The sequence below is a fragment of the Streptomyces sp. NPDC052043 genome, assembly GCF_044548235.1.
Lineage (GTDB): Bacteria > Actinomycetota > Actinomycetes > Streptomycetales > Streptomycetaceae > Streptomyces.
Map to the genome: position 1 here is coordinate 104,635 of NZ_JBIUBT010000016.1, position 26,648 is coordinate 131,282.

At 72.0% G+C, this 26,648-nt stretch carries 20 protein-coding genes; 14 read left to right on the plus strand and 6 right to left on the minus strand.

Going from position 1 to position 26,648, the window contains the following annotated elements:
* Positions 1-27: 27 nt before the first annotated feature.
* Positions 28-1,608, minus strand: a complete 1,581-nt coding sequence (gene mdlC, locus ACIHCX_RS32195) for a benzoylformate decarboxylase (protein ID WP_400035778.1) — start codon at positions 1,606-1,608, stop codon at positions 28-30.
* A gap of 94 nt (positions 1,609-1,702) precedes the next feature.
* On the opposite strand from mdlC, the gene ACIHCX_RS32200 reads away from it, so the two are divergent.
* The 3 genes from ACIHCX_RS32200 to ACIHCX_RS32210 all read left to right on the plus strand — a co-directional run bounded on the left by ACIHCX_RS32200 (position 1,703) and on the right by ACIHCX_RS32210 (position 4,878).
* Positions 1,703-2,638, plus strand: a complete 936-nt coding sequence (locus ACIHCX_RS32200; protein WP_400035780.1) for a LysR family transcriptional regulator — start codon at positions 1,703-1,705, stop codon at positions 2,636-2,638.
* Between the two features lie 198 nt (positions 2,639-2,836).
* On the plus strand, positions 2,837-4,513 hold the full coding sequence (ctaD, locus tag ACIHCX_RS32205; protein WP_400035782.1) for a cytochrome c oxidase subunit I: 1,677 nt from the start codon (positions 2,837-2,839) through the stop codon (positions 4,511-4,513).
* Positions 4,510-4,878, plus strand: a complete 369-nt coding sequence (locus tag ACIHCX_RS32210; protein WP_400035784.1) for a cytochrome C oxidase subunit I — start codon at positions 4,510-4,512, stop codon at positions 4,876-4,878. Before ctaD ends, ACIHCX_RS32210 begins: the two co-directional genes overlap by 4 nt.
* 116 nt (positions 4,879-4,994) lie before the next feature.
* On the opposite strand, the gene ACIHCX_RS32215 is transcribed toward ACIHCX_RS32210, so the two are convergent.
* The 3 genes from ACIHCX_RS32215 to ACIHCX_RS32225 form a co-directional block, all read right to left on the minus strand.
* Positions 4,995-5,189, minus strand: coding sequence for an antitoxin (locus tag ACIHCX_RS32215; protein WP_400035786.1), 195 nt, complete (start codon positions 5,187-5,189; stop codon positions 4,995-4,997).
* Between the two features lie 142 nt (positions 5,190-5,331).
* Positions 5,332-5,760, minus strand: coding sequence for a hypothetical protein (locus ACIHCX_RS32220; RefSeq protein ID WP_400035788.1), 429 nt, complete (start codon positions 5,758-5,760; stop codon positions 5,332-5,334).
* 100 nt (positions 5,761-5,860) lie between these two features.
* Positions 5,861-7,396 (minus strand): MFS transporter, encoded by a 1,536-nt coding sequence (locus tag ACIHCX_RS32225; protein ID WP_400035790.1) that lies wholly within the window; start codon positions 7,394-7,396, stop codon positions 5,861-5,863.
* Between the two features lie 238 nt (positions 7,397-7,634).
* Between ACIHCX_RS32225 and pgm the strand changes: the two genes are divergently transcribed.
* The 4 genes from pgm (at position 7,635) to ACIHCX_RS32245 (ending at position 14,960) form a co-directional block, all read left to right on the plus strand.
* A complete protein-coding gene (gene pgm / locus ACIHCX_RS32230) occupies positions 7,635-9,275 on the plus strand; it encodes a phosphoglucomutase (alpha-D-glucose-1,6-bisphosphate-dependent) (RefSeq protein WP_400035792.1) in 1,641 nt (546 codons plus the stop codon).
* Between the two features lie 126 nt (positions 9,276-9,401).
* Positions 9,402-12,776, plus strand: a complete 3,375-nt coding sequence (locus ACIHCX_RS32235; protein WP_400035794.1) for a pyruvate carboxylase — start codon at positions 9,402-9,404, stop codon at positions 12,774-12,776.
* Between the two features lie 109 nt (positions 12,777-12,885).
* A complete protein-coding gene (locus ACIHCX_RS32240) occupies positions 12,886-13,947 on the plus strand; it encodes an ABC transporter permease (protein ID WP_400035796.1) in 1,062 nt (353 codons plus the stop codon).
* Between the two features lie 227 nt (positions 13,948-14,174).
* Positions 14,175-14,960, plus strand: coding sequence for a hypothetical protein (locus tag ACIHCX_RS32245; RefSeq protein ID WP_400035798.1), 786 nt, complete (start codon positions 14,175-14,177; stop codon positions 14,958-14,960).
* A 44-nt stretch (positions 14,961-15,004) separates the two neighbouring features.
* On the opposite strand, the gene ACIHCX_RS32250 is transcribed toward ACIHCX_RS32245, so the two are convergent.
* Positions 15,005-16,426 (minus strand): amino acid permease, encoded by a 1,422-nt coding sequence (locus ACIHCX_RS32250; RefSeq protein WP_400035800.1) that lies wholly within the window; start codon positions 16,424-16,426, stop codon positions 15,005-15,007.
* A 346-nt stretch (positions 16,427-16,772) separates the two neighbouring features.
* On the opposite strand from ACIHCX_RS32250, the gene ACIHCX_RS32255 reads away from it, so the two are divergent.
* Positions 16,773-17,153 (plus strand): DUF2511 domain-containing protein, encoded by a 381-nt coding sequence (locus ACIHCX_RS32255; protein WP_400035802.1) that lies wholly within the window; start codon positions 16,773-16,775, stop codon positions 17,151-17,153.
* A 126-nt stretch (positions 17,154-17,279) separates the two neighbouring features.
* On the opposite strand, the gene ACIHCX_RS32260 is transcribed toward ACIHCX_RS32255, so the two are convergent.
* Positions 17,280-18,041 carry a DeoR/GlpR family DNA-binding transcription regulator gene (locus ACIHCX_RS32260; protein ID WP_400035805.1) on the minus strand — a complete coding sequence of 254 codons (762 nt, stop codon included), beginning with the start codon at positions 18,039-18,041 and terminating at the stop codon, positions 17,280-17,282.
* A 401-nt stretch (positions 18,042-18,442) separates the two neighbouring features.
* Between ACIHCX_RS32260 and ACIHCX_RS32265 the strand changes: the two genes are divergently transcribed.
* The 6 genes from ACIHCX_RS32265 to ACIHCX_RS32290 all read left to right on the plus strand — a co-directional run.
* Complete coding sequence (locus ACIHCX_RS32265; protein WP_400035807.1) at positions 18,443-19,996, plus strand: APC family permease; 1,554 nt, start codon at positions 18,443-18,445, stop codon at positions 19,994-19,996.
* On the plus strand, positions 19,993-21,426 hold the full coding sequence (locus tag ACIHCX_RS32270) for an FGGY family carbohydrate kinase (protein ID WP_400035809.1): 1,434 nt from the start codon (positions 19,993-19,995) through the stop codon (positions 21,424-21,426). Before ACIHCX_RS32265 ends, ACIHCX_RS32270 begins: the two co-directional genes overlap by 4 nt.
* A complete protein-coding gene (locus ACIHCX_RS32275; protein WP_400035811.1) occupies positions 21,423-22,859 on the plus strand; it encodes an NAD(P)/FAD-dependent oxidoreductase in 1,437 nt (478 codons plus the stop codon). Before ACIHCX_RS32270 ends, ACIHCX_RS32275 begins: the two co-directional genes overlap by 4 nt.
* On the plus strand, positions 22,856-24,109 hold the full coding sequence (locus ACIHCX_RS32280; protein WP_400035813.1) for an NAD(P)/FAD-dependent oxidoreductase: 1,254 nt from the start codon (positions 22,856-22,858) through the stop codon (positions 24,107-24,109). Before ACIHCX_RS32275 ends, ACIHCX_RS32280 begins: the two co-directional genes overlap by 4 nt.
* A 141-nt stretch (positions 24,110-24,250) precedes the next feature.
* Positions 24,251-25,759: a glycine betaine/L-proline transporter ProP gene (gene proP / locus ACIHCX_RS32285; RefSeq protein ID WP_400035815.1), complete on the plus strand. Its 1,509-nt coding sequence runs from the start codon at positions 24,251-24,253 to the stop codon at positions 25,757-25,759.
* 129 nt (positions 25,760-25,888) lie between these two features.
* Positions 25,889-26,648, plus strand: a 760-nt coding sequence (locus tag ACIHCX_RS32290) for an adenosylcobinamide amidohydrolase (RefSeq protein WP_400035817.1), incomplete at its 3' end; no start/stop codon positions are given.

The following is a 26,648-nucleotide window of genomic DNA, read 5'->3' on the forward strand; positions in this document are numbered from 1 at the left end:
TTTTGTGCGGTCTTTCGTGCGGTCGGGTCAGGACGGGGTGGTGAGCGCGGTGTCCACCTGGAGCAGCCGCGGGTGGTCCGGACGCTCGGCGAGGGCGGCCCGCAGTTCCTCGGCGTCGCCGACGTGCCGGGCCCGGACGCCGTATCCCTCGGCGATCCGGACGAAGTCCAGACCGGGGATGTCCAGACCGGGTGCGTCCGGCACACCCAGCAGGCCGCCGAACCAGCGCAGTGCCCCGTAGGTGCCGTTGCGCAGCAGGACGACGGTCAGCGGGAGGTGCTGCTGGGCGGCCGTCCACAGCGCGGTGATGCCGTAGTTGGCGGAGCCGTCGCCGATGACGCCGACCACCGGCCGGCCGGGCTGCCCCATGGCGACCCCGACCGCGCCGGGCAGCCCGAACCCGAGTCCGCCGGCCGCGGGGAAGTAGTACGAGCCGGGCCGGCGCAGGTCCATCTGGCGCCACCAGGAGGCGTTCGTCGACGTCGACTCGACCACGTACGCGGTGTCCTCGGGCAGTTCGTCGCGCAGCGCGGCGAAGACCTGCTCGGGGTGCAGCCGGGAGCCGTCGCCCGTGGGCGGCTCGGGAACGGGCCGGAAGGCACCGGACGACGTCTCGGGGCCGCCGAGTTGCTTCAGGAGCAGGTCGATGACGGCTCCCGGGTCGGCGACCAGCGCCTCGCCCATCGGCGCCCGCGCGGCGGCGGAGGCGTCCTCGGTCACCTGGACCAACTGGGTGCCCTCGGGCAGGTACCGGCCGGGGAGGTGCTCGTGGTAGCGGAACACCGGCGCGCCGAGCACCAGGACGAGGTCGTGGCCCTCGAACGCCTCGCAGATCGGCGCGATGCCGGCGGGCAGCACCCCGCGGAACAGCGGGTGCCGGTTGGGGAAGGGCAGCCGGAACTGCGAGGGGGCCGCCCACACCGGGCCGCCCAGGCGCTCGGCCAGCCGGACGGCGTCGTCGAACAGGCCGGCCGAGTCGATGTCCCCGCCCAGCACCAGCGCGGGCCGCCGGGCGGAGGCGACCTGTTCGGCCAGCCGGCGGCCCTGCTCCCCGTCGGGGACGGACGCACGGCCGACCCGCCGGTCGAGGATCGCGAGGGCGTTGTCGCCGGCCTCGGCCGCCCAGTCGTCGTAGGGGACCGACAGATACGTCGGGCGCCGCTGGAGCCGCGCCTCGAAGACGGCCTGCGCGAGGGCGCGCGGCACGTCCTGGGCGCACGCCGGCTCGGCGGCCCAGCCGACGAGCGGCCTCATCAGCGCCGGCGCGTCCACGTTGGACAGGTTGGCCTCCGGGCCGATGGCGGAGCGCACCTGCTGGCCGGCGACGATCACGAGCGGGGTGCGGGAGGCCACGGCGTTCGTCAGCGCGCCCATCGCGTTCCCCGAGCCCGAGGCCGCGTGCAGATTGACCAGGACGGGACGGCCGGTCGCCTGCGCGTACCCGTCGGCCATGCCGACGACGGCGCCCTCGTGCAGGCCCAGGACGTAGCGGAAGCCGTCGGGGAGTTCGGCGAGGAAGGGCAGTTCGTTGGAGCCGGGATTGCCGAACACGGTGGTGAGGCCCTGGCGCTCCAGGAACTCGTGGGAGAGGCGGCGTACAGAAGGCACAGACGTTCCCTTCGGAGTGACGCACGCCACGCTAGGCAAGCCCCGACATGAGCACCAATAAATCTTTTACCGTCGCGATATAGAGTTCTTCGATATGAGGAACTTCGACCTCAACCTCGCCCGTGTCTTCGTGCTGCTGTACGAGACGGGCAGCGTCACGGTCACCGCCGACACGCTCCACGTCACCCAGCCCACCGTCAGCTACAGCCTGGGCAAGCTGCGCCGGCACTTCGGCGACGAGCTGTTCCGGCGCACCGGACGCGGACTGACGCCGACCGCAGGCGCCCGCCGGCTGTACGAGCCGCTGCAGCGCGCCCTGGCCGACATCGACGGCACCGTCCGCCAGTCCGACGTCTTCGATCCGCGGGTCATGTCCGGCCGCTTCACGGTGGCGCTGTCCGACCTGGGAGAGGTCACCCTGCTGCCGCGCCTGCTGGCCGCGGCCCGCGAGCAGGCGCCCGGGGTGTCCTTCACCGTGCGGCCCCTGGACGTGGACGAGGCGGAGCACCAGTTGCGCCGCGGCGACATCGACGTGTTCGTGGCCACCCCGGTGCTGACCTCCCACCGGACCGTGCGGATCCCGCTCTTCCACGAGCGCTACGTCGGCATGGTCGCCGCCGGCCACCCCCGCGTACGGGGCGAGTCGGTCACCCTGGCCGAACTCGCCGCCGAGTCCCACGCCACCGTCTTCGGCCCCAGCGGGCACGTCGTCCCACGGGCCGTGCTCGCCGCGCACGGGCTCCTCGACCGGGTGGTGGTGGACGCCACCCGCTTCTCGACGCTGCCCTACCTGCTGGAACAGACCGACCTGATCGCCATCGTCCCCGAGTACGTCGGCGAGGTCTTCGCCTCCTCCCACCAACTGCGCCTGGTACGGCTCCCGTTCGACACCGATCCGATCGAGGTGGCGCTGTACGCCCGGCACGAGTCCTCGCGCAGCCCCTCCCAGCGGTGGCTGGTGCAGTTCATGTCCCAGGTCCTGGGGGAGCGGGTGAGCCCGGCCCAACTGCCCCCGTCCGTCGCCCGGTAGGCCGGTCCGCGCGCCGTGCCCGCCATGAGCGTGAGGCGCGTAGGCCAACCGGGTGCAATTCGCCGGGCGTTACTCCGTCTCGGCGACGACGGCCTCCGGTTCTGCGGCGCGAGACGGAAGGATGGAAGCCGGGCCCTGCGGGAGACCGTGTGGACCTTCGCGTAACCATCTCCCGAGAGAAAGCGTGTCACGGGCCGCATGACAGACGTCCAGCACACCGCGCGGGAAACCGCCGCTCCCCGTCGCCTGCGGCCCGGTGCCGTGGTGGTGAAGTGGGTGACGACGACCGATCACAAGACGATCGGCTCGCTGTATCTGATCACCTCCTTCACGTTCTTCGTGATCGGCGGCATCATGGCGCTGCTGATGCGCGCCGAGCTGGCCCGGCCGGGCCTGCAACTGCTGTCGACCGACCAGTTCAACCAGATGTTCACGATGCACGGCACGATCATGCTGCTGATGTTCGCGACGCCGCTGTTCGCCGGGTTCACGAACTGGATCATGCCGCTGCAGATCGGCGCCCCGGACGTCGCCTTCCCACGGCTGAACATGTTCGCCTACTGGCTGTACCTGTTCGGCTCGCTGATCGCGGTGGCCGGCTTCCTCACCCCGCAGGGCGCCGCCGACTTCGGCTGGTTCGCCTACGCCCCGCTGAACGACGTCGTCCACACCCCGGGCCTGGGCGCGGACCTGTGGATCCTCGGCCTCGGCATGTCCGGCTTCGGCACCATCCTCGGCTCCGTCAACTTCATCACCACGGTCATCTGCATGCGCGCCCCGGGCATGACCATGTTCCGCATGCCCATCTTCACCTGGAACGTGCTGCTCACCAGCGTCCTGGTGCTGCTGGCCTTCCCGGTCCTGGCGGCGGCGCTGCTCAGCCTGGAGGTGGACCGCAAGTGGGGCGCCCACGTCTTCGACGCGGCCAACGGCGGTTCGCTGCTGTGGCAGCACCTGTTCTGGTTCTTCGGGCACCCCGAGGTGTACATCATCGCGCTGCCGTTCTTCGGCATCGTCAGTGAGGTCATCCCGGTCTTCTCCCGCAAGCCGATCTTCGGCTACATGGGCCTGATCGGCGCCACCATCTCGATCGCGGGCCTGTCGGTGACGGTGTGGGCGCACCACATGTTCGTCACCGGTGGTGTGCTGCTGCCGTTCTTCTCCTTCATGAGCTTCCTGATCGCGGTCCCGACCGGGGTGAAGTTCTTCAACTGGACCGGCACCATGTGGAAGGGGTCCCTGAGCTTCGAGACGCCGATGCTGTGGTCGATCGGCTTCCTGGTGACGTTCCTCTTCGGCGGTCTGACCGGCGTCCTGCTGGCCTCGCCGCCGCTGGACTTCCACGTCTCGGACTCGTACTTCGTGGTGGCCCACTTCCACTACGTCGTCTTCGGCACCGTGGTGTTCGCGATGTTCGCCGGATTCCACTTCTGGTGGCCGAAGTTCACCGGCAAGATGCTCGACGAGCGCCTGGGGAAGATGACCTTCTGGACGCTGTTCGTCGGCTTCCACACCACGTTCCTGGTGCAGCACTGGCTGGGCGCGGAGGGCATGCCGCGCCGGTACGCCGACTATCTGGCGAGCGACGGCTTCACCACACTCAACGAGGTCTCCACCATCGGCTCGTTCCTGCTGGGGCTGTCGATGCTGCCGTTCTTCTACAACATCTGGAAGACGGCCAGGTACGGCAAGAAGGTCGAGACCGACGACCCGTGGGGCTACGGCCGCTCCCTGGAGTGGGCCACCTCCTGCCCGCCCCCGCGACACAACTTCGTCACCCTGCCCATGATCCGCAGCGAGTCCCCGGCCTTCGACCTGCACCACCCGGAGGTCTCGGTCACGGACAAGCGGGAGAACCTGGGCCTGCCCGGATGACCGACGCGGCGAACCGCCCGGACGGGCAGCCGGCCGGGCCCACCGGACTGGCCGAGCAGGTCGAGGGCTATCTGCTGTGGCAGGCCCGCGTCGCCGAGGCCGAGCAGCGGGCCCAGGCCTTCACCGAGCCCATGCAGTGGCTGACCACGGCGCAGCGCGAGGAGATCGAGGAGCACTACGTCTCCGACTGCCTGCTGCGGGCCCGGGCGGACCTCCAGCGGATCGCCGAACGGTGCCGGGCACTGCGCGGCGAGTACGAGGAGCGCTACCGCCAGTTGCGGGCGCGGTGCTTCGCGTTCGTCCTCGTCGCCCTCGCCGTGCTGGCCGCGGCGGCGGTCCTGGCCCTGGCCCTCGCACGGCCCTGAGAGCGCGGATCCGTTCCGTCCGGCCGGTGCCGGACACCTCGGGCCGCCCTCCTCACGGGGGCGGCCCGAGCGTGTTGTGCCGGCCCACCGTGCCGGCGGTCGTGATCATGGGAGCGTCACTGCGGCGGCTCGTCCTGGCCCGGGTCCGGTCGGCCGAGCTGCTCCTTGAGCTTCTCCTCGCCGGTGTCGACCTGGCTCCGGTGCTTTCCCTGGGTCCGCTCGTCGGCGTAGTCACCGGCTTTGTCGATGCCCTTGCCGGCCTGCTCCTCGTGACCTTTCAGCAGTCCCTTGAGCTTGTCCAGCATGCTCATCGCATACTCCTTCGCACCGTGGTTCCTCTCAGCATGGCCGACGGCGGTAGGGACTGCATCCGCAACCGGAACAGTGCGGTTGAGCTGCGGGAACACTGGTTCTCCGGCAGCGGGTGCGCTCAGGGGCGAAGGGCGGACGGGCTCAGCGGGCACACAGGTTCTCGGCCGGTGGCACGCCGTCGAGGAGCCGGCGGCCGTCCCGCTCGGTGATGTGCCAGGCCGTGCACAGGGAGTCGTCCCGCGCGGAGCGCAGCAGCAGGAAGTCGTCGCCGTCGCGGTGCTCCACCCGGGCCTGCAACGCGGGGGCGTGCTCTCCCAGCCGGTCCAGGTAGTCCGCGGCGTAGTCGTCGGAGACGGTGTCCTCGTCGAACAGGCTCTGGAGGCCGTCCGCGTCCCGGTCGGCGGCGGCCTTCCGGACCCCGTCGGCCAGCGCGGCCACGCTCGGTGCGCCGGGCGGGGGTTCCGTCGCGATCGAATAGCACACCACGCCCAGCCAGGTGCCCAGACCGACGACCAGCGCGATCACCGCGAGACGTGACTTGCTCGAACGCTTCCGGCGCCCTTCCGGCACTGCTCTTCCTCCCGACCTGCCCTGTGTAGGGGACCACTCTCCCATGGCGGAGGAGCCGTACGAGCACGAGGCCCTGGGCAGGGACGGAGCGGGACAGTCCTCAGGGCCCGGACGTCCCGCGGGTGGCCCGGTACAGGGCCCGCGAGGTGATGAGCAGTTCACGCCGCTCCCGCGCGGAGCCCACCATCGGCCGGGAGCCGCTGAGCGGCACCTGGGCGCTCTCCGGCAGGAACCTCACGGTCAGCAGGCCGATCGCGCCGGCCAGCATGAGGTAGTAGGCGGGCATCATGGCGTCGCCCGTGACGTCGACCAGGGCCGCGCTCACCAGCGGGGTGGTGCCGCCGAAGGCGGCGACGGCGAAGTTGAAGCCGATGCCCATGGCCGCGTAGCGCACCGCGGTCGGGAAGAGCGCGGGCAGGGTGGCGGCGCTCGGCGCGGCGAAGCAGGCCAGCAGGGTGGACAGGATCAGTACGCCGCAGACCGGCGCCCAGGTCCCCTCCGCCTTGATCAGCAGGAACGAGGGGATGGCGAGGACGATCATCGCGGCGGCCGCGACGCCGTAGACCGGGCGCCGCCCGACGTGGTCGCTGAGCCGGCCGACGAAGGTGATCAGCAGCACGATCCACACCATGCCCAGCAGCACCAGCAGGCCGGCGGAGCTGCTGGAGCGGTGCAGGGTCTCGGTCTGGTAGGTGGGCAGGTAGCCGGTGACCATGTAGTTGGTGACGTTGTAGAGCAGCACCAGGCCCATGCAGATCAGCAGCGCACCCCAGTGCTCCTTCACGACGGTCCGCAGCTCGCTGCGCGCCGACTTCTGGGCGAGGCTCCGCTCGTGCTCGTCCAGCTGCTGCTGGAAGGCGGGCGACTCCTCCAGCCGGAGCCGCATGTACAGGCCGATCACGCCGAGGGGACCGGCGATCAGGAACGGGACCCGCCAGCCCCAGGCGGTCATCTGGGCGTCGGTGAGGAGCAGGGTCAGCGCGGTGACCAGGGCGGAGCCCAGCGCGTAGCCGACGAAGGTGCCGAAGTCGAGCCAGCTGGACAGGAAGCCGCGGCGGCGGTCGGGGGAGTACTCGGCGACGAAGGTGGTCGCGCCGCCGTACTCGCCGCCGGTGGAGAAGCCCTGGACCATGCGGGCCAGCAGCAGGAGGACCGGGGCGGCGATGCCGAGGGTTCCGTAGCCGGGGATCAGGCCGATGGCGAACGTGCCGAGCGCCATCATGATCATCGTGGTGGCGAGCACCTTCTGCCGGCCGATCCGGTCCCCGAGCGGACCGAACACGAGGCCGCCCAGCGGCCGCACCACGAACGCCGCGGCGAAGGTCGCGAAGGAGGAGATCACCTGGGCGCCCGGGGAGGCACCGGGGAAGAAGACCTTCCCGATGGTGGCGGCGAGGTAGCTGTAGACGCCGAAGTCGAACCACTCCATGCAGTTGCCGAGGGCGGAGGCCCCGACCGCACGCCTGAGCAGCGCGGGCTCGACGATCTGCACGTCCTCCTCACGCAGGGCGCGCCGACTGCGCCGCAGCCGGCGGGTCAGCTCCTCGCGGACCTGCCGCGGCAGCCGCGCGGCGGCCTCCCGCGGCCCGGGCGGGCCGCAGGGACCGGCCTGCCCGTCGGGTGTCACGTTCACCACCGCGTCACCTTGCCCTTGTGCGTGGATGAGTGTGTGGATGTACGAGGTATTGGCATTCTGCGGAGAATCGGCTCCCGGTGCGTGTTGGAGCGGCTGCCCCCAACGACGTTCCTCACGCCCTCGACCACCGGTCCACGACCCGGGACCGGCGCGAGCCCGACTCGCGTTCCGCGCCCGGGGGAAGATGAGAGCGCGAGCGGACAGCGGACGCACGACGACGCGGAGGAGCGTGGGTGCCATGCGGCACGAGCGAGCGGGCAAGCCGGCCGGACCCGAGGACCTGATCGACGTCGCCCGGCTGGTGACGGCGTACTACGCGCTGCACCCCGACCCGGCCGAGACGGGACAGCGGGTGGCGTTCGGAACCTCCGGACACCGCGGATCGTCCCTGGCGACGGCGTTCAACGACGACCACATCGCCGCGACCAGCCAGGCGATCTGCGAGTACCGCGCACGGCAGGGCACCGACGGGCCCCTCTTCCTGGGCGCGGACACGCACGCTCTGTCCGAGCCCGCTCGGGTCACCGCGCTGGAGGTCCTCGCGGCCAACGACGTCACCGTCCTCGTCGACACGGCGGACGGCTACACCCCCACCCCGGCCGTCTCCCACGCGATCCTGACGCACAACCGCTCGCGCGCCTCGGGCCTCGCCGACGGCGTGGTCGTGACCCCGTCGCACAACCCGCCCGCTGACGGCGGCTTCAAGTACAACCCGCCCAGCGGCGGCCCCGCGGGCTCGGCGGCGACCTCCTGGATCCAGGACCGGGCCAACGAGATCATCGCGGGCGGCCTGAAGGACGTACGGCGCGTCCCGTACACCCGCGCGCTGGCCGCGCCCGGCACCGGCCGCCACGACTTCCTCGGCGCCTACGTCACCGATCTGCCGAGCGTGCTCGACCTCGACGCGGTCCGGGACGCCGGTGTGCGCATCGGCGCCGACCCGCTGGGCGGCGCCTCCGTCCGCTACTGGGGCCGCATCGCCGAACAGCACCGGCTCGACCTGACCGTGGTCAACCCGCTCACCGACCCCACCTGGCGCTTCATGACGCTGGACTGGGACGGCAAGATCCGTATGGACTGCTCCTCGCCGTACGCGATGGCCTCGCTCATCGGGCAGCGCGACCGCTTCCGGATCGCCACGGGCAACGACGCCGACGCCGACCGGCACGGCATCGTCACCCCGGACGCCGGGCTGATGAACCCCAACCACTACCTCGCCGTGGCCATCTCCTACCTCTACGCCCACCGCACCCGCTGGCCCGGCGAGGCGGGCGTCGGCAAGACACTGGTCTCCTCCGGCATGATCGACCGGGTCGCCGCGGACCTCGGCCGCCGGCTGGTCGAAGTGCCCGTGGGCTTCAAGTGGTTCGTGGACGGGCTGATCGACTCCTCGCTCGGCTTCGGCGGCGAGGAGTCCGCCGGGGCGTCGTTCCTGCGCCGGGACGGCTCGGTGTGGACCACCGACAAGGACGGCATCGTCCTGGCCCTGCTCGCGTCCGAGATCACGGCCGTCACCGACCGGACGCCGTCCCAGCACTACGCGGAACTCACCGCCCGCTTCGGCGAACCCGCCTACGCCCGCGTCGACGCGCCGGCCACCCGCGAGGAGAAGGCCCGCCTGGCCAGGCTGTCCCCGGCCCAGGTCACCGCCGACACCCTCGCCGGGGAGCGGGTCACCGCCGTCCTCACCGAGGCGCCCGGTAACGGCGCGCCCATCGGCGGCATCAAGGTGACCACCGAGAACGCCTGGTTCGCGGCCCGCCCCTCGGGCACCGAGGACGTCTACAAGATCTACGCCGAGTCCTTCCGGGGCCCCGACCACCTTTCCCAGGTCCAGGACGAGGCCGAAAGCGTCGTCCACGCGGCACTGGGCGGATGACGACGGCACCGACGACAGCGGCGGGAGCGCGGGAGACAATCAGGACGAGTGGCCCGGCTCACATGGCATGACGGGTGCATGCCCGACACCATGGGTCCTTTCACCGGCAGGCCGAAGGGATGAAGCATGTTCCGCAAGGTGCTGGTCGCCAACCGCGGCGAGATCGCGATCCGCGCGTTCCGCGCCGGCTACGAACTGGGCGCGCGAACCGTCGCCGTCTTCCCGCACGAGGACCGCAACTCGCTGCACCGGCTGAAAGCCGACGAGGCCTACCAGATCGGCCAGCCGGGGCACCCGGTCCGCGCCTACCTCTCCGTCGAGGAGATCGTCCGCGCGGCACGCCGGGCGGGCGCGGACGCCGTCTACCCCGGCTACGGGTTCCTGTCCGAGAACCCCGAACTCGCCCGCGCCTGCGAGGAGTCGGGCATCACCTTCGTCGGGCCGGACGCCGCCACGCTGGAGCTGACGGGGAACAAGGCCCGCGCCGTGGCGGCCGCCCGCGCGGCCGGCGTGCCGGTGCTCGGCTCCTGCGCGCCCTCCACCGACGTCGACGAACTGGTCCGCGCCGCCGAGGACATCGGCTTCCCCGTGTTCGTCAAGGCGGTCGCGGGCGGCGGAGGGCGCGGCATGCGCCGGGTGGAGGACCCCGCCGCGCTGCGTGAGTCCATCGAGGCGGCGTCCCGGGAGGCGGCGTCCGCGTTCGGCGACCCCACCGTGTTCCTGGAGAAGGCCGTCGTCGACCCGCGCCACATCGAGGTGCAGATCCTCGCCGACGGCCAGGGCGACGTCATCCACCTCTTCGAGCGCGACTGCTCGCTCCAGCGCCGCCACCAGAAGGTGATCGAGCTCGCCCCCGCGCCGAACCTCGACCCCGCCCTGCGGGAGCGGATCTGCGCCGACGCGGTGCGCTTCGCCCGGGAGATCGGCTACCGCAACGCGGGCACCGTGGAGTTCCTGCTCGACCACGACGGCAACCACGTCTTCATCGAGATGAACCCGCGCATCCAGGTCGAGCACACGGTGACCGAGGAGGTCACCGACGTCGACCTGGTCCAGGCCCAGCTCCGCATCGCCGCCGGCGAGTCCCTGGCGGACCTCGGGCTCTCCCAGGACACCGTCACCCTGCGCGGCGCCGCCCTGCAGTGCCGCATCACCACCGAGGACCCGGCCAACGGCTTCCGCCCGGACACCGGACGCATCAGCGCCTACCGCTCCCCGGGCGGCTCCGGCATCCGCCTGGACGGCGGAACCACCCACGCGGGTACCGAGATCAGCGCGCACTTCGACTCGATGCTCGTCAAACTCACCTGCCGCGGAAGGGACTTCAAGGCCGCGATCGGCCGGGCCCGGCGCGCCGTGGCCGAGTTCCGCATCCGCGGGGTCGCCACCAACATCCCGTTCCTCCAGGCCGTACTGGACGACCCCGACTTCCAGGCCGGGCGGGTCACCACGTCGTTCATCGAACAGCGCCCCCACCTGCTGACCGCGCGCTCCTCCGCCGACCGCGGCACCAAACTGCTCACGTACCTCGCCGACGTCACCGTGAACAAGCCCCACGGGGAACGGCCCGAGCTGATCGACCCGGTCACCAAGCTGCCGCCGCTGCCCGCGGGCGAGACGCCCCCCGGCTCGCGGCAGAGGCTCGTCGAACTCGGCCCCGAGGGCTTCGCCCGCCGGCTGCGCGAGTCGCCGACCATCGGCGTCACCGACACCACCTTCCGCGACGCGCACCAGTCGCTGCTCGCCACCCGGGTGCGCACCAAGGACCTCCTCGCCGCCGCCCCGGTCGTGGCACGGACCCTGCCCCAGCTGCTGTCCCTGGAGTGCTGGGGCGGCGCCACCTACGACGTCGCCCTGCGCTTCCTCGCAGAGGACCCCTGGGAGCGCCTGGCCGCCCTGCGCGAGGCGGTGCCCAACCTCTGCCTCCAGATGCTGCTGCGCGGCCGCAACACCGTGGGGTACACCCCCTACCCGACCGAGGTGACCGACGCCTTCGTCCAGGAGGCCGCCGCCACCGGCATCGACATCTTCCGCATCTTCGACGCCCTGAACGACGTGGGCCAGATGCGCCCGGCCATCGACGCCGTACGCGAGACCGGGACGGCGGTCGCCGAGGTCGCCCTGTGCTACACGGGGGACCTGTCCGACCCCGCCGAGCGCCTGTACACCCTGGACTACTACCTGCGCCTGGCCGAGCAGATCGTGGCCGCCGGAGCGCACGTCCTGGCCGTGAAGGACATGGCGGGGCTGCTGCGCGCGCCCGCCGCGGCCCGGCTCGTCTCGGCGCTGCGGCGCGAGTTCGACCTGCCGGTCCACCTGCACACCCACGACACCGCCGGCGGTCAGCTCGCCACCTACCTCGCCGCCGTCCAGGCCGGCGCCGACGCCGTGGACGGCGCGGTCGCCTCCATGGCCGGCACCACCTCCCAGCCGTCGCTGTCGGCGATCGTCGCCGCCACCGACCACTCCGACCGGCCCACCGGCCTCGACCTGAGGGCGGTCGGCGACCTGGAGCCGTATTGGGAGAGCGTCCGCAAGGTCTACGCCCCGTTCGAGGCGGGACTGGCCTCGCCGACCGGGCGCGTCTACCGCCACGAGATCCCCGGCGGTCAGCTGTCCAACCTGCGCACCCAGGCGGTCGCGCTGGGCCTCGGCGACCGTTTCGAGGACATCGAGGCGATGTACGCCGCCGCGGACCGCATCCTGGGCCGCCTGGTCAAGGTCACCCCCTCGTCCAAGGTGGTCGGCGACCTCGCCCTGCACCTGGTCGGCGCCGGTGTGGGCCCGGAGGAGTTCGAGGCGGCGCCGGACCGGTTCGACATCCCCGACTCCGTGATCGGCTTCCTGCGCGGTGAGCTGGGCACGCCGCCCGGTGGCTGGCCTGAGCCGTTCCGCACCAAGGCGCTGCGGGGCCGCGCGGAGGCCAAGCCCGTCACCGAGCTGAGCGCCGAGGACCGTACCGGCCTGGAGAAGTCCCGCCGCGCCACGCTCAACCGGCTGCTGTTCCCCGGTCCGACGCGGGACTTCGAGGCCCACCGCCAGGCCTACGGCGACACCAGCGTGCTGGACAGCAAGGACTTCTTCTACGGGCTGCGCCCCGCCTACGAGTACGCCGTCGACCTCGAACCCGGCGTGCGGCTCCTCATCGAGCTCCAGGCCATCGGCGAGGCGGACGAACGCGGGATGCGCACCGTGATGTCCACGCTGAACGGCCAGCTCCGCCCGATCCAGGTGCGCGACGCCGCGGCGGCCTCCGACATCCCCGTGACCGAGAAGGCCGACCGGGCCAACCCCGGCCATGTGGCGGCACCGTTCGCCGGGGTGGTGACCCTCGCGGTCGCCGAGGGCGACGAGGTGGCGGCCGGCGCGACCGTGGCCACCATCGAGGCGATGAAGATGGAGGCCGCCATCACCGCCCCCAGGGCCGGCCGGGTGACCAGGCCGGCCATCAACCGCATCCAGCAGGTGGAGGGCGGGGACCTGCTCGTCGAGATCGGCTGAGCCGCCGGCGCCGCCGTACGAGCGTCCGTCGGCGTTGTGACGTGCCGCAGTCGTCTGCCGCGTTCCGTCGGAGGGTGGCGCGGTCGCGTGATCATCTAGCGTGGGCGACATGCCCGACTTGCCGCATGGTGTTCATGGCCGACCGCCCACCCTCGCCGAGCGCTGGGCCGCCTTCCGGGCGTCGCCCTTCCTGCCCGCGACCGTGCTCACACTGATCCTCGCCGCCGCGGCCGGACTGTTCGCGGGGTCCTACACGTACGCCATGGCGAACCCCACCCCGCACACCGTCCCCGTCGCGGTCGTCGGCGCCTACGACCAGCCGCAGGGCGTCCGCTTCGTCGCGGGCATGGAGAAGGCCCTGGCCGCTTCCCTGCGCCTGCACGCGTTCGGCAGCCGGAGCGCGGCGGAGCAGGCGGTGGACGACCAGAGGGTGTTCGCCGTGCTCGACGTTCCCGCGCCCGGCCGCACCATCACCGTGGACGTGTCCGGCGCGTCGGGCGAGACCGTCGCCCAGGTGCTGACTCAGGCGGCGATGACGACCGGGAAGGCCGCCGGTGTACCGGTCGTGGTCCACGACCTCAAGCCGCTGCAGCAGGGCGACCCGCGCGGGCTGGCGATCTTCTACGTCTCGCTCGCGGCCGTCGTCATCGGCTTCATCGGCGCCATCCAGCTGAGCGTGCACGCGGCCGCGCTGAACCCGTTGGCGCGGATCGCCTTCACCGTCGTCTACGCCCTGCTCGGCGGATTCGTGATCGCCGCGGTGGTGGACTGGCTGCTCGGTGCGCTGCGTCTGCCGTTCGTCGAGTCCTGGTTGATCCTGACGCTGACGATGTTCACGACCGGCATGGTCTTCACGATGTTCAACACCCTGTTCGGCCGCTGGGCCATGCTGCCGACCTGGGTTCTGCTGGTGATGCTCGGCAACCCGTCCTCGGGCGGCGCGGTCTCCTGGCCGCTGCTGCCCTCCCTGCTCGGCGTCGTCGGCCGCTGGCTGCCGCCCGGGGCCTCGGTGAACGCCCAGCACACCGCCGTGTACTTCCCGGGCCACCAGCACGCCTTCCCGTTCCTGGTCCTGGCGGGCTGGATCGTCGTCTCCTGCACGGTCTTCGGGTTCCGGCACCGCCGCCACCCCGGCGACCGCCCGGGCCACCCGGCCCACGCGGCTCCCTGAGCCGGGCCGCGGCGTAGGGGGCTGCGCGCTCAGCAGGGGTCCCAGCCGGACTGCAACGCCGTGGTGGCGATCGGTCACCGTCCACGTCACCGTTCCGGTTGGCGAGACCGTAAGGAGACCGGTCCGTTGTCCCAGATCCGGTGTCGGCCCGCGACCATGCAGACATGGATCATCCAACGGGGGGACGCGGTCGGGCGGGGGCGTTGGGACGCGGATGCGTAATCACCGTGCTGGTCGCGGTCGGCGTGGTGTGCGCGCTGGTGCTCTGCGTGCTGTGGCAGCTCTTGGACCGTACGCCGCCCAACGTCGGCGCCTTCGCGCACTCCGCCGCCACCCGGGCCGCCGACGCGGCCGCGGCACGGACGAGTTCCGCGCGCCTGACGAGCCTGACGTCGGCGCTGCCCTGGGCCGTTCCGCTCGGCACGTCGGTGGCGGACTCCTGTCAGACGGAGGACCAGCACCCGTTCATCGGCCCAGCGGACTGGGCACCGATCAACTGCGTCCGCAGCAGCGTCCTCTACCTCGCGTTCGACGGGGACATCCGCACGCACCTCCACCAACTCGACGGGGTGCTGGCCGAACAGGCGTGGGTGGGCTCGGGTTCGTCCCCGAACACGCTGACCGGGACTGCGACCTGGATGAGTCAGGCCGGCGGTGACCCGTCCCCGGCCGCGTCGCAGCGGGGAAGCACCGAACCCCCGGGTTCGCAGCCGATCTGCCTGTCCACGACGTACAACCCGGCCACGCAGAAACACGGTATTCCGCACGGCGGGCTCGGCGTCCGGCTGCGAGTGGCGGTGGCGGAGCTTCCGTGCACGCCCAGCGCGGACACCGGCGACATCCAAATAAGCGGCACACCGGAGAAGTCCGGGGTCGACGGGACCGTCTACCTCGCCTGGCACCCGCTGCTGACCGACACGGTGAGTCGCTCCGCCTACACCGCGCACCGCTACGTGGCCGCCTTCTCCCTCGTCGACAGCTACGCCGTCCAGTCCCCTACGCGTTCGCGGTGACCATTGAAGCGTGGAAGTTCCGCAGGTCGGAGGGAAACCGCAGGTCAGAGCATATGTGAGGGGTCCTCTGCAGCCCTGCTTCGGCGGGCTGCCATCACCGCGTAGACGAGGACGCCCGCGAACAGGAACAGCACGCCCTGGTAGACCGCCGCGTAGCCGGCGCCCGCGACGAGCCACAGCGAGAAGGCGGCCGCGCCGCCCGCCACCACGGCGTCGCGCACCAGCCGTGCCCGGTCGACCTGTTCGCGCCGTCCCGAGACGAGGTGGAAGATCTGCGCGGCGGTGGCCAGCAGGTACGGCACGGTCGCGGTGAACGTGGTGACGAGGACCAGGACCTCGAAGACCTTCGCCGAACCCGCCGTGTAGTTGTAGACGGTGAGCAGCGAGGCGAGCACGACGGTGACGGCGACGCCGACGGTCGGGACGCCGCGCCTGCGGCGCGCGAACGCGGCGGGGAACAGGCCGTCCCGGGCCGCGGCGTAGGGGGTCTGCGCGCTCAGCAGGGTCCAGCCGTTGAGGCAGCCGGTCATCGACACCAGCGCGGCGAGCGCGACCGCCCATCCGCCCCAGGAACCGCCGAACATGGCGTTCACGGCGTCCGAGAAGGGCGCGGTGGACTTCACCAGGCGATCGTGCGCCACCGTGCCGAACACCGAGAGCGTGCCCAGCAGATAGACGAGCGCCGCGCCCGCGGTGCCGATGACGGTGGCCCGTCCCACGTTGCGCCGGGCGTCCTTGACCTCGCCCGCGCTGACCGCGGCGGACTCCACGCCGAGGTAGGAGAAGAGCAGGATCGCGGCGGCGGCGGACACCGCGCCGATCGTGCTGCCGCCGCCCGCGTGGAACGGGCCGAGGTTGCGCGGGTCGAAGAAGAACAGCCCGCCGACGGCGACGAGCAGCAGCGGCACGAACTTCAGCACGGTGGCGACGAACTGCACGGCGCCCACGTACCGGGTGCCCGCGAAGTTGGCGAGTGCGGGCAGCCACTGGAGGGCGAGCGCGGCCAGACACGCCGTCCAGCGGTGGCCGCCCACCGGGATCAGCACGTCGAGGTAGCCGACGGCGGCGACGGCGAGCGCCGCGTTCGACACCCAGGTGGTGATCCAGTACGCCCACGCGGCGAGGAAGCCGGCGAAGTCGCCGAAGGCCTCCCGGGCGTAGACGTAGGGTCCGCCGGTGCGCGGGTTCCGCTCCGCGAGGCGGCCGAAGACCAGCGCGAGGGCGATGGCGCCGAGGGTCAGGACACCGAAGGCGACCAGGCTGACCGTGCCGTACGGGGCGACGGAGGCCGGGAGCAGGAAGATCCCGCCGCCGATGATGTTGCCCATGACCAGGGCGGTGGCGACGGGCAGTCCGAAGCGCCGGGCGTGTCTGCCGGAGCTTCCGGTGGGGTCCTCGGCGGGTGCGGGGGCCGCGGGGGTCTCCCGCGGTGCCGGAGCCGACGGGACGGTTCCGGTGACGTGCATGGGGTGGTGCGCCTCTCTTCGAGCCGGTGCCCGGGGTCGCCGGGACGGACCCCATCGTCGGTGATGCCCCGGCATCGCACCAAATCGCACATTTTTGTTCTGTATGGCTCCGTGCGGCACCGCAAAAGATGAGTCATCGCGCGCCCTGAGCCGCCCATTGTCCTGTGCCGCCCTCTGTTCGTCCTGTGCCGCCCTCCGTCGTCAGGTCGGCCTGCCGGCCCGGCCCGTACGCTGCCGCCCCAACTGACCGTCACGATCCCATCACAGAGCCGACATGGCATCTACCGTTGTTGTTCACCGGCCGGATGATGTTGTTTTCAGCCTCATCACCTGTCCAAGGGGGATCATGCGCATCCGTGTCACCGCAGTTGCGGCCGCGGCCTTCGGTTGTCTCGCCCTGGCCGGCTGCACCGGCGGCAACGGCGCCGCCCATCGCGAATCCACCGACAACGCCCAGCCCGCCACCACCCAGGGCGACGGCGACTCGGCGGGCTACATCACCGAACGGACCATCACCCCCTGGCCGTTCACCGTCGCCTCCGGCAACCTCGCCTGCGCCGACCAGGCCGTCACCTTCATCACCGCCGAAGGTACCTACGGTCTCAACGGCCGCGCCCGGCAGAAGCACCCGGGGCCCGACCCCATCTGGGCCGGCGACCCCAACAACCCGGGCAAGAACATCTCCCTCGACGCGGTCATCAACCGCGGCCTGGAGCTCTGCAAGTAGGGCCTGTTGCGCAACAGGCCCTGGTCCGGTCCCGTCTTCCGCTCCGGGCGCCCCACCCCTGGCGCCCGTGGCGGCGGCCCGGGCTCGCCGTCCCCCGCGCCGCGGGCGGACAGGGCTCCGGGCGGATCAGCCCACGACGACCGTGGCGCCGGCCCGGGTGAGGGCGGTGCGCAGGTCGGCCGGGCAGGGCCGGTCGGTGATGAGGGTGTCGAAGCCGTCCAGCTCGCACACGCGGTGGGCGGCGGTACGGCCGAACTTGCTCGAGTCGGCCAGCACATAGCGGTGGGACGCGTTGGCGAGCATGGCCCGCTTGGTGGCGACCTCGTCGAGGTGGAAGTCGGTGAGGCCGTAGGGGGCCACCCCGCCGGAACCGAGGAAGACGGCGTCCGCGCGCAGATTGCCGAAGAACTCCACCGCCTGGGCGTTGGAGCAGGCGAGATCGCCCGCCCTGAGCCGTCCGCCGCTGACCAGGACCACCACCCGGGGGCGTGTGCTGACCTCGGCGGCCACGAGCAGGGATGGGGTGGCGATGACCCCGGCGTGGTCGGCGGGCAGGGCGCGCGCCACCTCCAGGGCCGTGGTGCCCACGTCGATGACCACGGTCTGGTTCGGCTCGATGAGCGCCGCCGCCGCCCGGCCGATGGTCTCCTTCTCCGCGGCGAGGCTGCCGCTGCGTTCGCTGAAGGGCGCTTCCTCCCCGACCGGTGCCTGGGCGCTGGTGGCGCCGCCGTGCACCCGGGACAGCTCGCCGCGCCGTTCGAGCAGGGCGAGGTCCCTGCGGACCGTTTCGTGGGAGACGCCGAGCAGCGTGGTCAGGTCGTCGGTGGTGACGAACTTCAGCCGGGCGATCTCGGCGACGATTCTGCGGTGGCGCTCGGCGGCGAGCACGTCCCACCTCCTTGAGCGAGTGACCGTTTCTGTGGATCTGTGACTGCATTCTACGGTCGGCCGACGCCGGGTCGGACCCGGCTTCCTCGGTCCTGTGCCGACTCCTGCCTTGCCGACGCGTGGTACCGAGCGCGGTGAACAACCCTTGACGGCAGACGGGCAAGGGTCCACACTTCCAGTAACGCGCGGTCAACAATCCACAGAAACGGTCACCGGGTGGGTTGCCGAGACCGCTTCGGCCAGGGTCCCGCGGCACCATCGCGGGCCCCGCCGCCTCCCCAGCGGACAGGCCCCGGCAGACCCCGCGCGGGGCGTGCCCGCTCAGCCGACCGAGTTCGGTTGCTCACGTTCACTGGCTCTCGCACTCCACGGCGGGGCACTCTTAAGCAGGGAAAAGAGTCATGGCACAGGCAGAATCAGGTCCCCAGAGATCAGGAACAGGCGCCCCCGGCAAGGGTGAGCCCAAGCCGCAGATGGCGCGGGAACTCGGCTGGTACGCCTCGTTCGCCGTGGCCTTCGGGTTCGTCTCCATCGCCACCGGCATCTTCACCACCTACGGCTCGGTGCTCGCGACCTCCGGCCCGCGGGGCATCTGGGCCTGGCCGATCTCCGTGATCGGCCAGCTCTCCATCGCCCTGGTCTTCGGCGCCCTCGCCGCACGCATCCCGATCAGCGGCTACTCGTACCAGTGGGTGTCACGGATCGTGGGCCCGGTATGGGGCTGGATCATGGGATGGATCTCGTTCGCCTTCCTGGGCGTGGTCCTGGTCGCCGTCGACTACACGATCGCCTCCACCATCCTTCCGGAGCTGTTCCGCTACGTCGGCACCACGCAGAACGCCTGGGTGATCACCGCCGGCGTCGTCCTGCTCCAGGCCATCCTCGTGGCCGCCTCCACACGCACCACCCACCGGGTCAACAGCGTGGCCGTGACCGTGCAGCTCGTCGGCATGATCGCCCTGACCGTGCTGCTGTTCGCGGTGGGCGCCTTCACCGGCAAACTCGACTTCGGGCACCTCTTCGACACCGGGACCGTCCCCCAGAGCGGCTACTACGGCCTGGGCGGCGGCACCACGGCCGGACCGTTCGCCCTGGCGTTCCTGCTCGGCGCGTTCACCATCGTCGGCTTCGAGTCGGCCGCCAACCTGGCCGAGGAGACCAAGAACCCGGCCCGCGTCATCCCCAAGGCCATGGTCCAGGCCGTGCTCTCCCTGGGCGTGCTCGGCTTCCTGTTCCTGGTGGCGGTCACCGCGGCGGCCGGCCGGGTCGACGGCGTCGGCGCGTCGGCCACTCCCGTGGCCACCGTCATCACCGCGGTGCTCGGCTCCGTCGTCGGCAAGATCCTGCTGGTCCTGGTCGTCGTGTCGATCTTCTCCTGCGGACTGGTGATCACCCTCAGCGGCACCCGCCTGGTCTATGCCATGTCCCGCGACGAGCGCTTCCCCGGCTGGCGGCTCCTCAAGCGCCTCGACCGGCGCACCGCCACACCCGTGAACGCCTCGGTGTTCATGATGCTCATCGCGCAGATCATCCTGGCGGTCTTCTCCCGCTCCACCGACGCCCTGTTCCAGCTGTTCTCCGCCGGAACCCTGCTGCCCGCCCTCATCTACGCCGGAACCGTCGCGATGTACGCCATCAAGCGCCGTTCCCTGCCCCCGTCCCAAGGCTTCTCGCTGGGCCGCTGGGAAGTGCCGGTGCTGGTCGTCGCGGGCGTCTGGCTGGTGTACGAACTGCTGATCTTCCGGGATGCTTCCTTCCGTGCCCCGTGGACCTACGTACTCGTACTGTTCGCGATCGGCGCCGCCTACTTCGCCGGGCTGCTGTTCCGGCGCGGGCGGGACGGGCTGACCATGCCGGACATGGCCGACGTCGACCGCGCCCTGGACGCCGTCGACCCCACGGCCGCGACGGCCGCGACGTCCACGGGGCCCGCCGCGGAAGGGGGCGCGCGATGACCGCGATCCTCGCCATCGACCAGGGCACCTCGGGCACGAAGGCCATCGTCGTCGACCCCGAGGAAGGCACCGTCGCCATCGCGGAGGAGACCGTCCGCCCCACCTACCTGAACGGCGGAGGGGTCGAGCAGAACCCGCACGAACTGCTCGACTCCGTCCTCAAGGCGGGCCGCCGCGCGGTGAGCGCGGCCGGCCGTCCGATCGCCTGCGTGGCCCTGGCCAACCAGGGCGAGACGGTCCTGGCCTGGGACCCGGCCACCGGAACGCCCCTGACCCAGGCGCTCGTGTGGCAGGACCGGCGCGCGGAGAGCGTCTGCGGCGAGCTGTCCGAGCACGCCGAGAGCATCGCCCGCCGCACCGGCCTCGTCCTCGACCCGTACTTCTCCGCGCCCAAGATGGCCTGGCTGCGACGCAACCTCACCCGCGACGGGGTGGTGACGACCACCGACACCTGGCTGGTGCACCACCTCACGGGGGAGTTCGTCACCGACGCCTCCACCGCCAGCCGCTCCCTCGTCCTCGACCTGGACACCGCCGCCTGGGACGGGGAACTCCTGGACCTGTTCGGTCTCGGCGACGAGCGGCTGCCCCGCATCGCCGCCTGCGACGAGGTCGTCGGCACCACCCGGGCCTTCGGCCCGGAGGTACCGGTGGCCGGGCTGATCGTCGACCAGCAGGCGGCCCTGGTCGCGGAGCGCTGCCTGGAACCGGGCACCGCGAAGTGCACGTACGGCACCGGCGCGTTCCTGCTGGCGAACACCGGCCTGAACCCGGTGCGCTCCAGCGCGGGCCTGACCACCTCGGTGGCCTGGCGGGCGGCCGGACGGACGCCGTACTGCGTGGACGGCCAGGTCTACACCGTCGCCTCGGCGGTGCGCTGGCTTCAGGACCTCGGGCTCATCCAGTCCGCGACCGACCTGGACACGCTGGCCGCGGCCGACGCCGAGGGCGTGCTGTGCGTGCCCGCCTTCGCCGGGCTCGCCGCCCCCTGGTGGGCACCGGAGGCCACCGCCGCCCTCACCGGCATGACCCTGGCCACCCGGCGCGAACACCTCGTCATGGCCGTGCTCCAGGGCATCGCCGCCCAGGTCGCCGAGCTGGGCACCCTGGTCGCCAAGGACCTCGGCCGGCCCCTGACCCGACTGCGCGCGGACGGCGGACTGACCAACTCCGCCGTCCTCATGCAGGCCCAGGCCGACATCGCGCAGATGCCGGTCGACATCTACCCCCACGCCCACGCCACCCCCCTGGGGGCGGCCGCACTGGCCCGCTGCGCCCTCGATCCGGCGCTCGGGCTCGAAGAAGCCGTCGGCGACTGGCAGCCGACCACCGTCTACGAACCCCGCTGGTCCGCCGACCGGGCCGAGGAGTTCCGTACCGCATGGGCGCAGGCCGCGACGGCCTGCGCCGCCGAGGGAGACCCTTCATGACCGCCACCCCGCACCGTCCCCACGACGACGTCTTCGACGTCGCGGTGATCGGCGGAGGCATCGTCGGCGCGGCGATCGCCCGCGAACTGTCCGGCCACGACGTCCGCGTCGCGCTGCTCGACGCCCGCGACGACGTCGGCGACGCCACCAGCAAGGCGAACACCGCGATCCTGCACACCGGCTTCGACGCCAAGCCCGGCACGCTCGAATCCCGCCTGGTGGCCCGCGGCTACCACCTGCTGAGCGACTACGCCAAGGCCACCGGCATCCCCGTCGAGCACACCGGCGCCGTGCTGGTGGCCTGGAACGACGAAGAGCTTCAGGCGCTGCCCAGCCTGAAGGAGAAGGCCGAGGCCAACGGCTACGACCGCTGCCGGATCATCGGCGCCGACGACGTGTACCGGCTGGTCCCCGACCTCGGCGAGGGCGTGCTCGGCGGACTGACCGTGCCGGACGAGTCCATCATCTGCACCTGGACCACGAACCTCGCCCTGGCCACCGACGCCCGCCGGCGCGGCACCACGATCCTGCTCCAACACGCCGTGACCGGCGTCGACGACGAGGACGAGGTGACCACCCTGCACACCCCGGCCGGTGACGTACGGGCCCGCTGGGTCGTGAACGCGGCCGGTCTGGGCGCCGACCACATCGACCGCCTCTTCGGCCACGACCGCTTCACCGTCACCCCCCGCCGCGGTGAACTCTTCGTCTTCGACAAGCTCACCCGCCCCATGGTGAACAAGATCGTGCTCCCGGTGCCCACCTCCCGCGGCAAGGGCGTACTGATCTCCCCGACCATCTACGGCAACGTCATGCTCGGCCCGACCGCCGAGGACCTCACCGACCGCACCGACACCGCCACCTCCGAGAACGGCTTCGACTTCCTGCTCACCAAGGGCGAACGCCTCATGCCGCGCCTGCTGGCCGAAGAGGTCACCGCCAGCTACGCCGGACTGCGTGCCGCCATCGACCGCTCCGACTACCTCATCGAGGCCAGTCCCGAGCAGCGCTACCTCCTCGTCGGCGGGATCCGATCCACCGGCCTGACCGCGGGCATCGCCATCGCCGAACACGCCCGCACCCTGCTGGAGGAGGCCGGCCTGGCCCTGCGCCCGCGCGCCGACCTGCCCGAGCCGCCGCGGATGCCCAACATCGGCGAAGCCACCGAGCGCCCCTACCAGGACGCCGACCTCATCGCCCGCGACCCCGCCTACGGCACCATCGTCTGCTTCTGCGAACGGGTCACCGAGGGCGAGATCCGCGACGCCTGCCACGCCCTGGTACCCGCCCGCAGCCTGGAGGGACTGCGCCGCCGCACCCGCGCGATGAACGGCCGCTGCCAGGGCTTCTTCTGCGGCGCCGCCGTCGCCGCCCTGCGCGACAAGCACCACACCCACGACGGCTGCCGCAGCCAGCACAAGGACAACCGATGACCCACCAGCCGTCCCTGACCACCCCCGACGTCCTCATCATCGGCGGCGGACCCGCGGGCCTGACCGCCGCGGCCGAACTTGCCGGACGCCGGGCCGGCCGCGTCCTCGTCGTCGACCGCGAGCAGGACGCCGGCGGCATCCCCCGGCACAGCGACCACACCGGCTACGGCCTGCGCGACCTGCGCCGTGTGATGTCCGGCCCCGCCTACGCCCGCCACCTCGTAGGACAGGCCGGCCGGGCCGGAGCGGAGATCCGCACCCGCACCATGGTCACCGGCTGGGCCGACGAGCACACCGTCGACGTCACCAGCCCCGACGGCCGCTACCGGATCCGGCCGCGCGCCATCGTACTGGCCACCGGCGCCCGCGAACGGCCCCGCACCGCACGCCGCATCCCCGGCGACCGCCCCCACGGCGTCTACACCACCGGCCAGTTGCAGAACCTCGTCCACCTGCACCACCAGCCCGTCGGCAAGCGTGCCGTCATCGTCGGCGGCGAACTCGTCAGCTGGTCCGCGGCCGTCACCCTGCGCGAGGCCGGCTGCACCCCCGCCCTCATGGTCAGCCAGTACCCGAAGGCGGAGTCCTACGCCGCCTTCAACGCGGCCGGACGCACCGTCCTGCGCGTCCCCGTCGCCACCCGCACCCGCGTCACCCGCGTCATCGGCAAGGGGCGCTGCCAGGCCGTGGAGATCGAGCACCTCGACACCGGCCGGCGCCGCACGGTCGCCTGCGACACCGTCGTCTTCACCGGCGACTGGATCCCCGACCACGAACTCGCCCGCGCCGCCGGCATCACCCTCGACGAAGGCACCCTCGGCCCCCTCACCGACACCGCGCTGCGCACCAGCCGCCCCGGCGTCTTCGCCGCCGGCAATCTGCTGCACCCCGTCGACACCGCCGACGTCGCCGCTCTCGACGGCAGGCACGTCGCCCAGCAGGTCGTCCACCACCTGAACGGCGAGGACCGGCCGGCCGAGGGCGTCCGCCTGATCGCCGACGCCCCCTTCCGCTGGATCTCCCCGCAGCTCCTGCGGCCGAACGACCCCGCACCCGCCCGGGGGCGCCTGCTGCTGTGGACCGACGAGTTCGTCCGCTTCCCCAAGGTGACCGTCCGCCAGGACGGACGGACCCTCGCCCGCCGCACCCTCGCCTGGCCCGCCGCCCCCGGCCGCGTCTTCCGCGTCCCCGCCGCCCTGCTCGACAACGTCTCCTCCACCGGAGGTCCGGTCCACATCGGCCTGCACTGATCCCGGCCACCCGGGCACCGCGGTGCCCGGGTGGGGAATGTCGCTCTCTCCCGGGCGAACCGTTTGCTGCTGACCTGAGCGAGCAAGCGGTCCCATGGACGTCTGCGCGCCCAGAGGACGCCCGGGAGAGAGGAGACCCAGATGGTGGACAACGACGCCGGCGCCGCCGCGGCGGACGTCGATGCCGAGGCTCTCAAGCGTCACCGCACCCTGTTCAGGGCCGTCAGACGGCGCCGTAACCCACCTCTGCGGCGCACGGACATCACCGTCACCGACGAGGCCGCCGTGCGGCGCGCGGTGAAGGCCGCCTCGCTCGGCAACGCCATGGAGTGGTTCGACTTCGGCATCTACAGCTACCTGGCGGTCACCATCGGACACGTGTTCTTCCCGTCCGGGAACGGCACCGTCCAGCTGCTGTCGTCGTTCGCGACCTTCGCGGTGTCCTTCCTGGTGCGCCCCCTGGGCGGCATGGTCTTCGGCCCGCTGGGGGACAGGATCGGCCGCAAGCAGGTCCTCGCCCTGACCATGATCATGATGGCGATCGGCACGTTCGCGATCGGCCTGATCCCCTCCTACGCCGCGATCGGCTTCTGGGCCCCGGCCCTGCTGATCCTCTTCCGGCTGGTCCAGGGCTTCTCCACCGGCGGTGAGTACGGAGGCGCGTCCACGTTCATCGCCGAGTACGCGCCCGACCGGCGGCGAGGCTTCTTCGGCAGCTTCCTCGAACTCGGCACGCTGGCCGGCTATGTCGGCGCGGCCGGCCTGGTGACGCTCCTGACCGCGCTGCTCGGCAACGGCGGCATGGACTCCTGGGGCTGGCGCGTGCCGTTCCTCGTCGCCGGCCCGATCGGGCTGATCGGCCTGTACCTGCGGCTGCGCCTGGACGAGACGCCCGCGTTCCGGAAACTGGAGGACGACTCCGCGCACCGGGCGTCCGAGGCGGCCTCCACGGTGGAGTCGACCGCCAGGGGAGACCTGACCAAGATCTTCCGGAACCACTGGCCGACGCTCGTCCTGTGCGTCTGCCTGGTCGGCGCCTACAACATCACCGACTACATGCTGCTCTCGTACATGCCGACCTACCTCTCGGACCGGATGGGGTACTCCGAGACGCACGGCCTGCTGATCCTGATCGCCACCATGGTGGTGCTGATGCTGCTGATCAACCAGGTCGGCAAGCTGTCCGACCGGCTCGGCCGGAAACCGGTGCTGATGGCCGGCATGCTCGGCTTCCTGCTGCTCTCCCTCCCGGCCTTCCTGCTGGTCGAGCAGGGCAGCCTGGTCGCGGTGTCCGCGGGGATGCTGATGCTGGGACTGTCGCTGGTGTGCCTGCTCGGGACGATGTCCGCGGCGCTGCCCGCCCTGTTCCCCACCCAGGTGCGCTACGGCTCGCTGTCCGTCGGCTACAACCTCTCCGCGTCCCTCTTCGGCGGGACGACCCCGCTGGTGATCACCGCGCTGATCTCGGTCACGGGCAGCGACCTGATGCCCGCGTACTACTCCATGGCCGCGGCGCTGGTCGGCGTGGTCTCGGTGGCGTGCATGAAGGAGACGGCCCGCCGACCGCTGGAGGGCTCCCCGCCCTCCGTCGCGACCCCGAAGGAGGCCGCGGAACTGGTCGAGAGCCGGGCCCCGCAGCCCAGGTTCTGACCGCGGCCGCGGGGGCCGCGCCCAGGCGCGGGCGTGCGGGAGGCGGGAGACCCGGACCCGGTCCGGCGTCCCGGGGCCCCTGCGCGTAGCATCAGCGGGCCCGTCCCGTCCGCAAGGAGTCCCGAGCCCGTGACCTCCGTCGTCGCGCCCGCCACGGCTGCCGGTCTGCCGGACCCGCGCCTGCTGATCCGTACCGAGGACGGGCAGCGGCTGCCCGCGCTGCTGTGGCCCGCAGGCCCGGGATGGCGGATGATCAGCAACGCCGTGCTCGGCGGCGGCATCGGAGAGCGCGGCTGGGTCCTCAACGCGCAGGTCGCCCACGGCTATCGGCGCACCGACCCCGAACGCCACCTCGCCGACCTGGCCGACGCGGCCGGTCTGCACGGCGCGGGAGTGGGACTGATGACCGCCGCCGACATCACGGCTCACGGCAGCGCGGGCGACGGCGGCGCCACCGCGGTCGCCACCGCCGGGGTCCGGGTGCGGGGATGGGCCGCTTCCCCGGCGGCGGGCACGACCGGCCCGAGCGCGCCCGGCACGATCAACGTCGTCGCCGCGATTCCGGCCGCCCTCTCGGACGCCGCACTGGTCAACGCCGTCGTCACCGCGACCGAGGCCAAGGTGCAGGCGCTGCTTGAGGCGGGCTACGACTGCTCCGGCACCCCCACCGACGCCGTGTGCGTGGCCGCCCGCACCCCGCGCGCCGACGACGAACTCCACGCCTTCGCAGGACCGCGCTCGCTGTGGGGCGCCCGCCTGGCGCGCGCCGTGCACGGCGCGGTGGGGGGGGGCCCGGGCGCACGCGGGCCCCCAGGGCGCGGGCCCGGGGGCACCAACGCCGGGGCGGCCGCGCCCCGCGGCCCCCCCCGACGGCGCCCCCGCCCGCGTG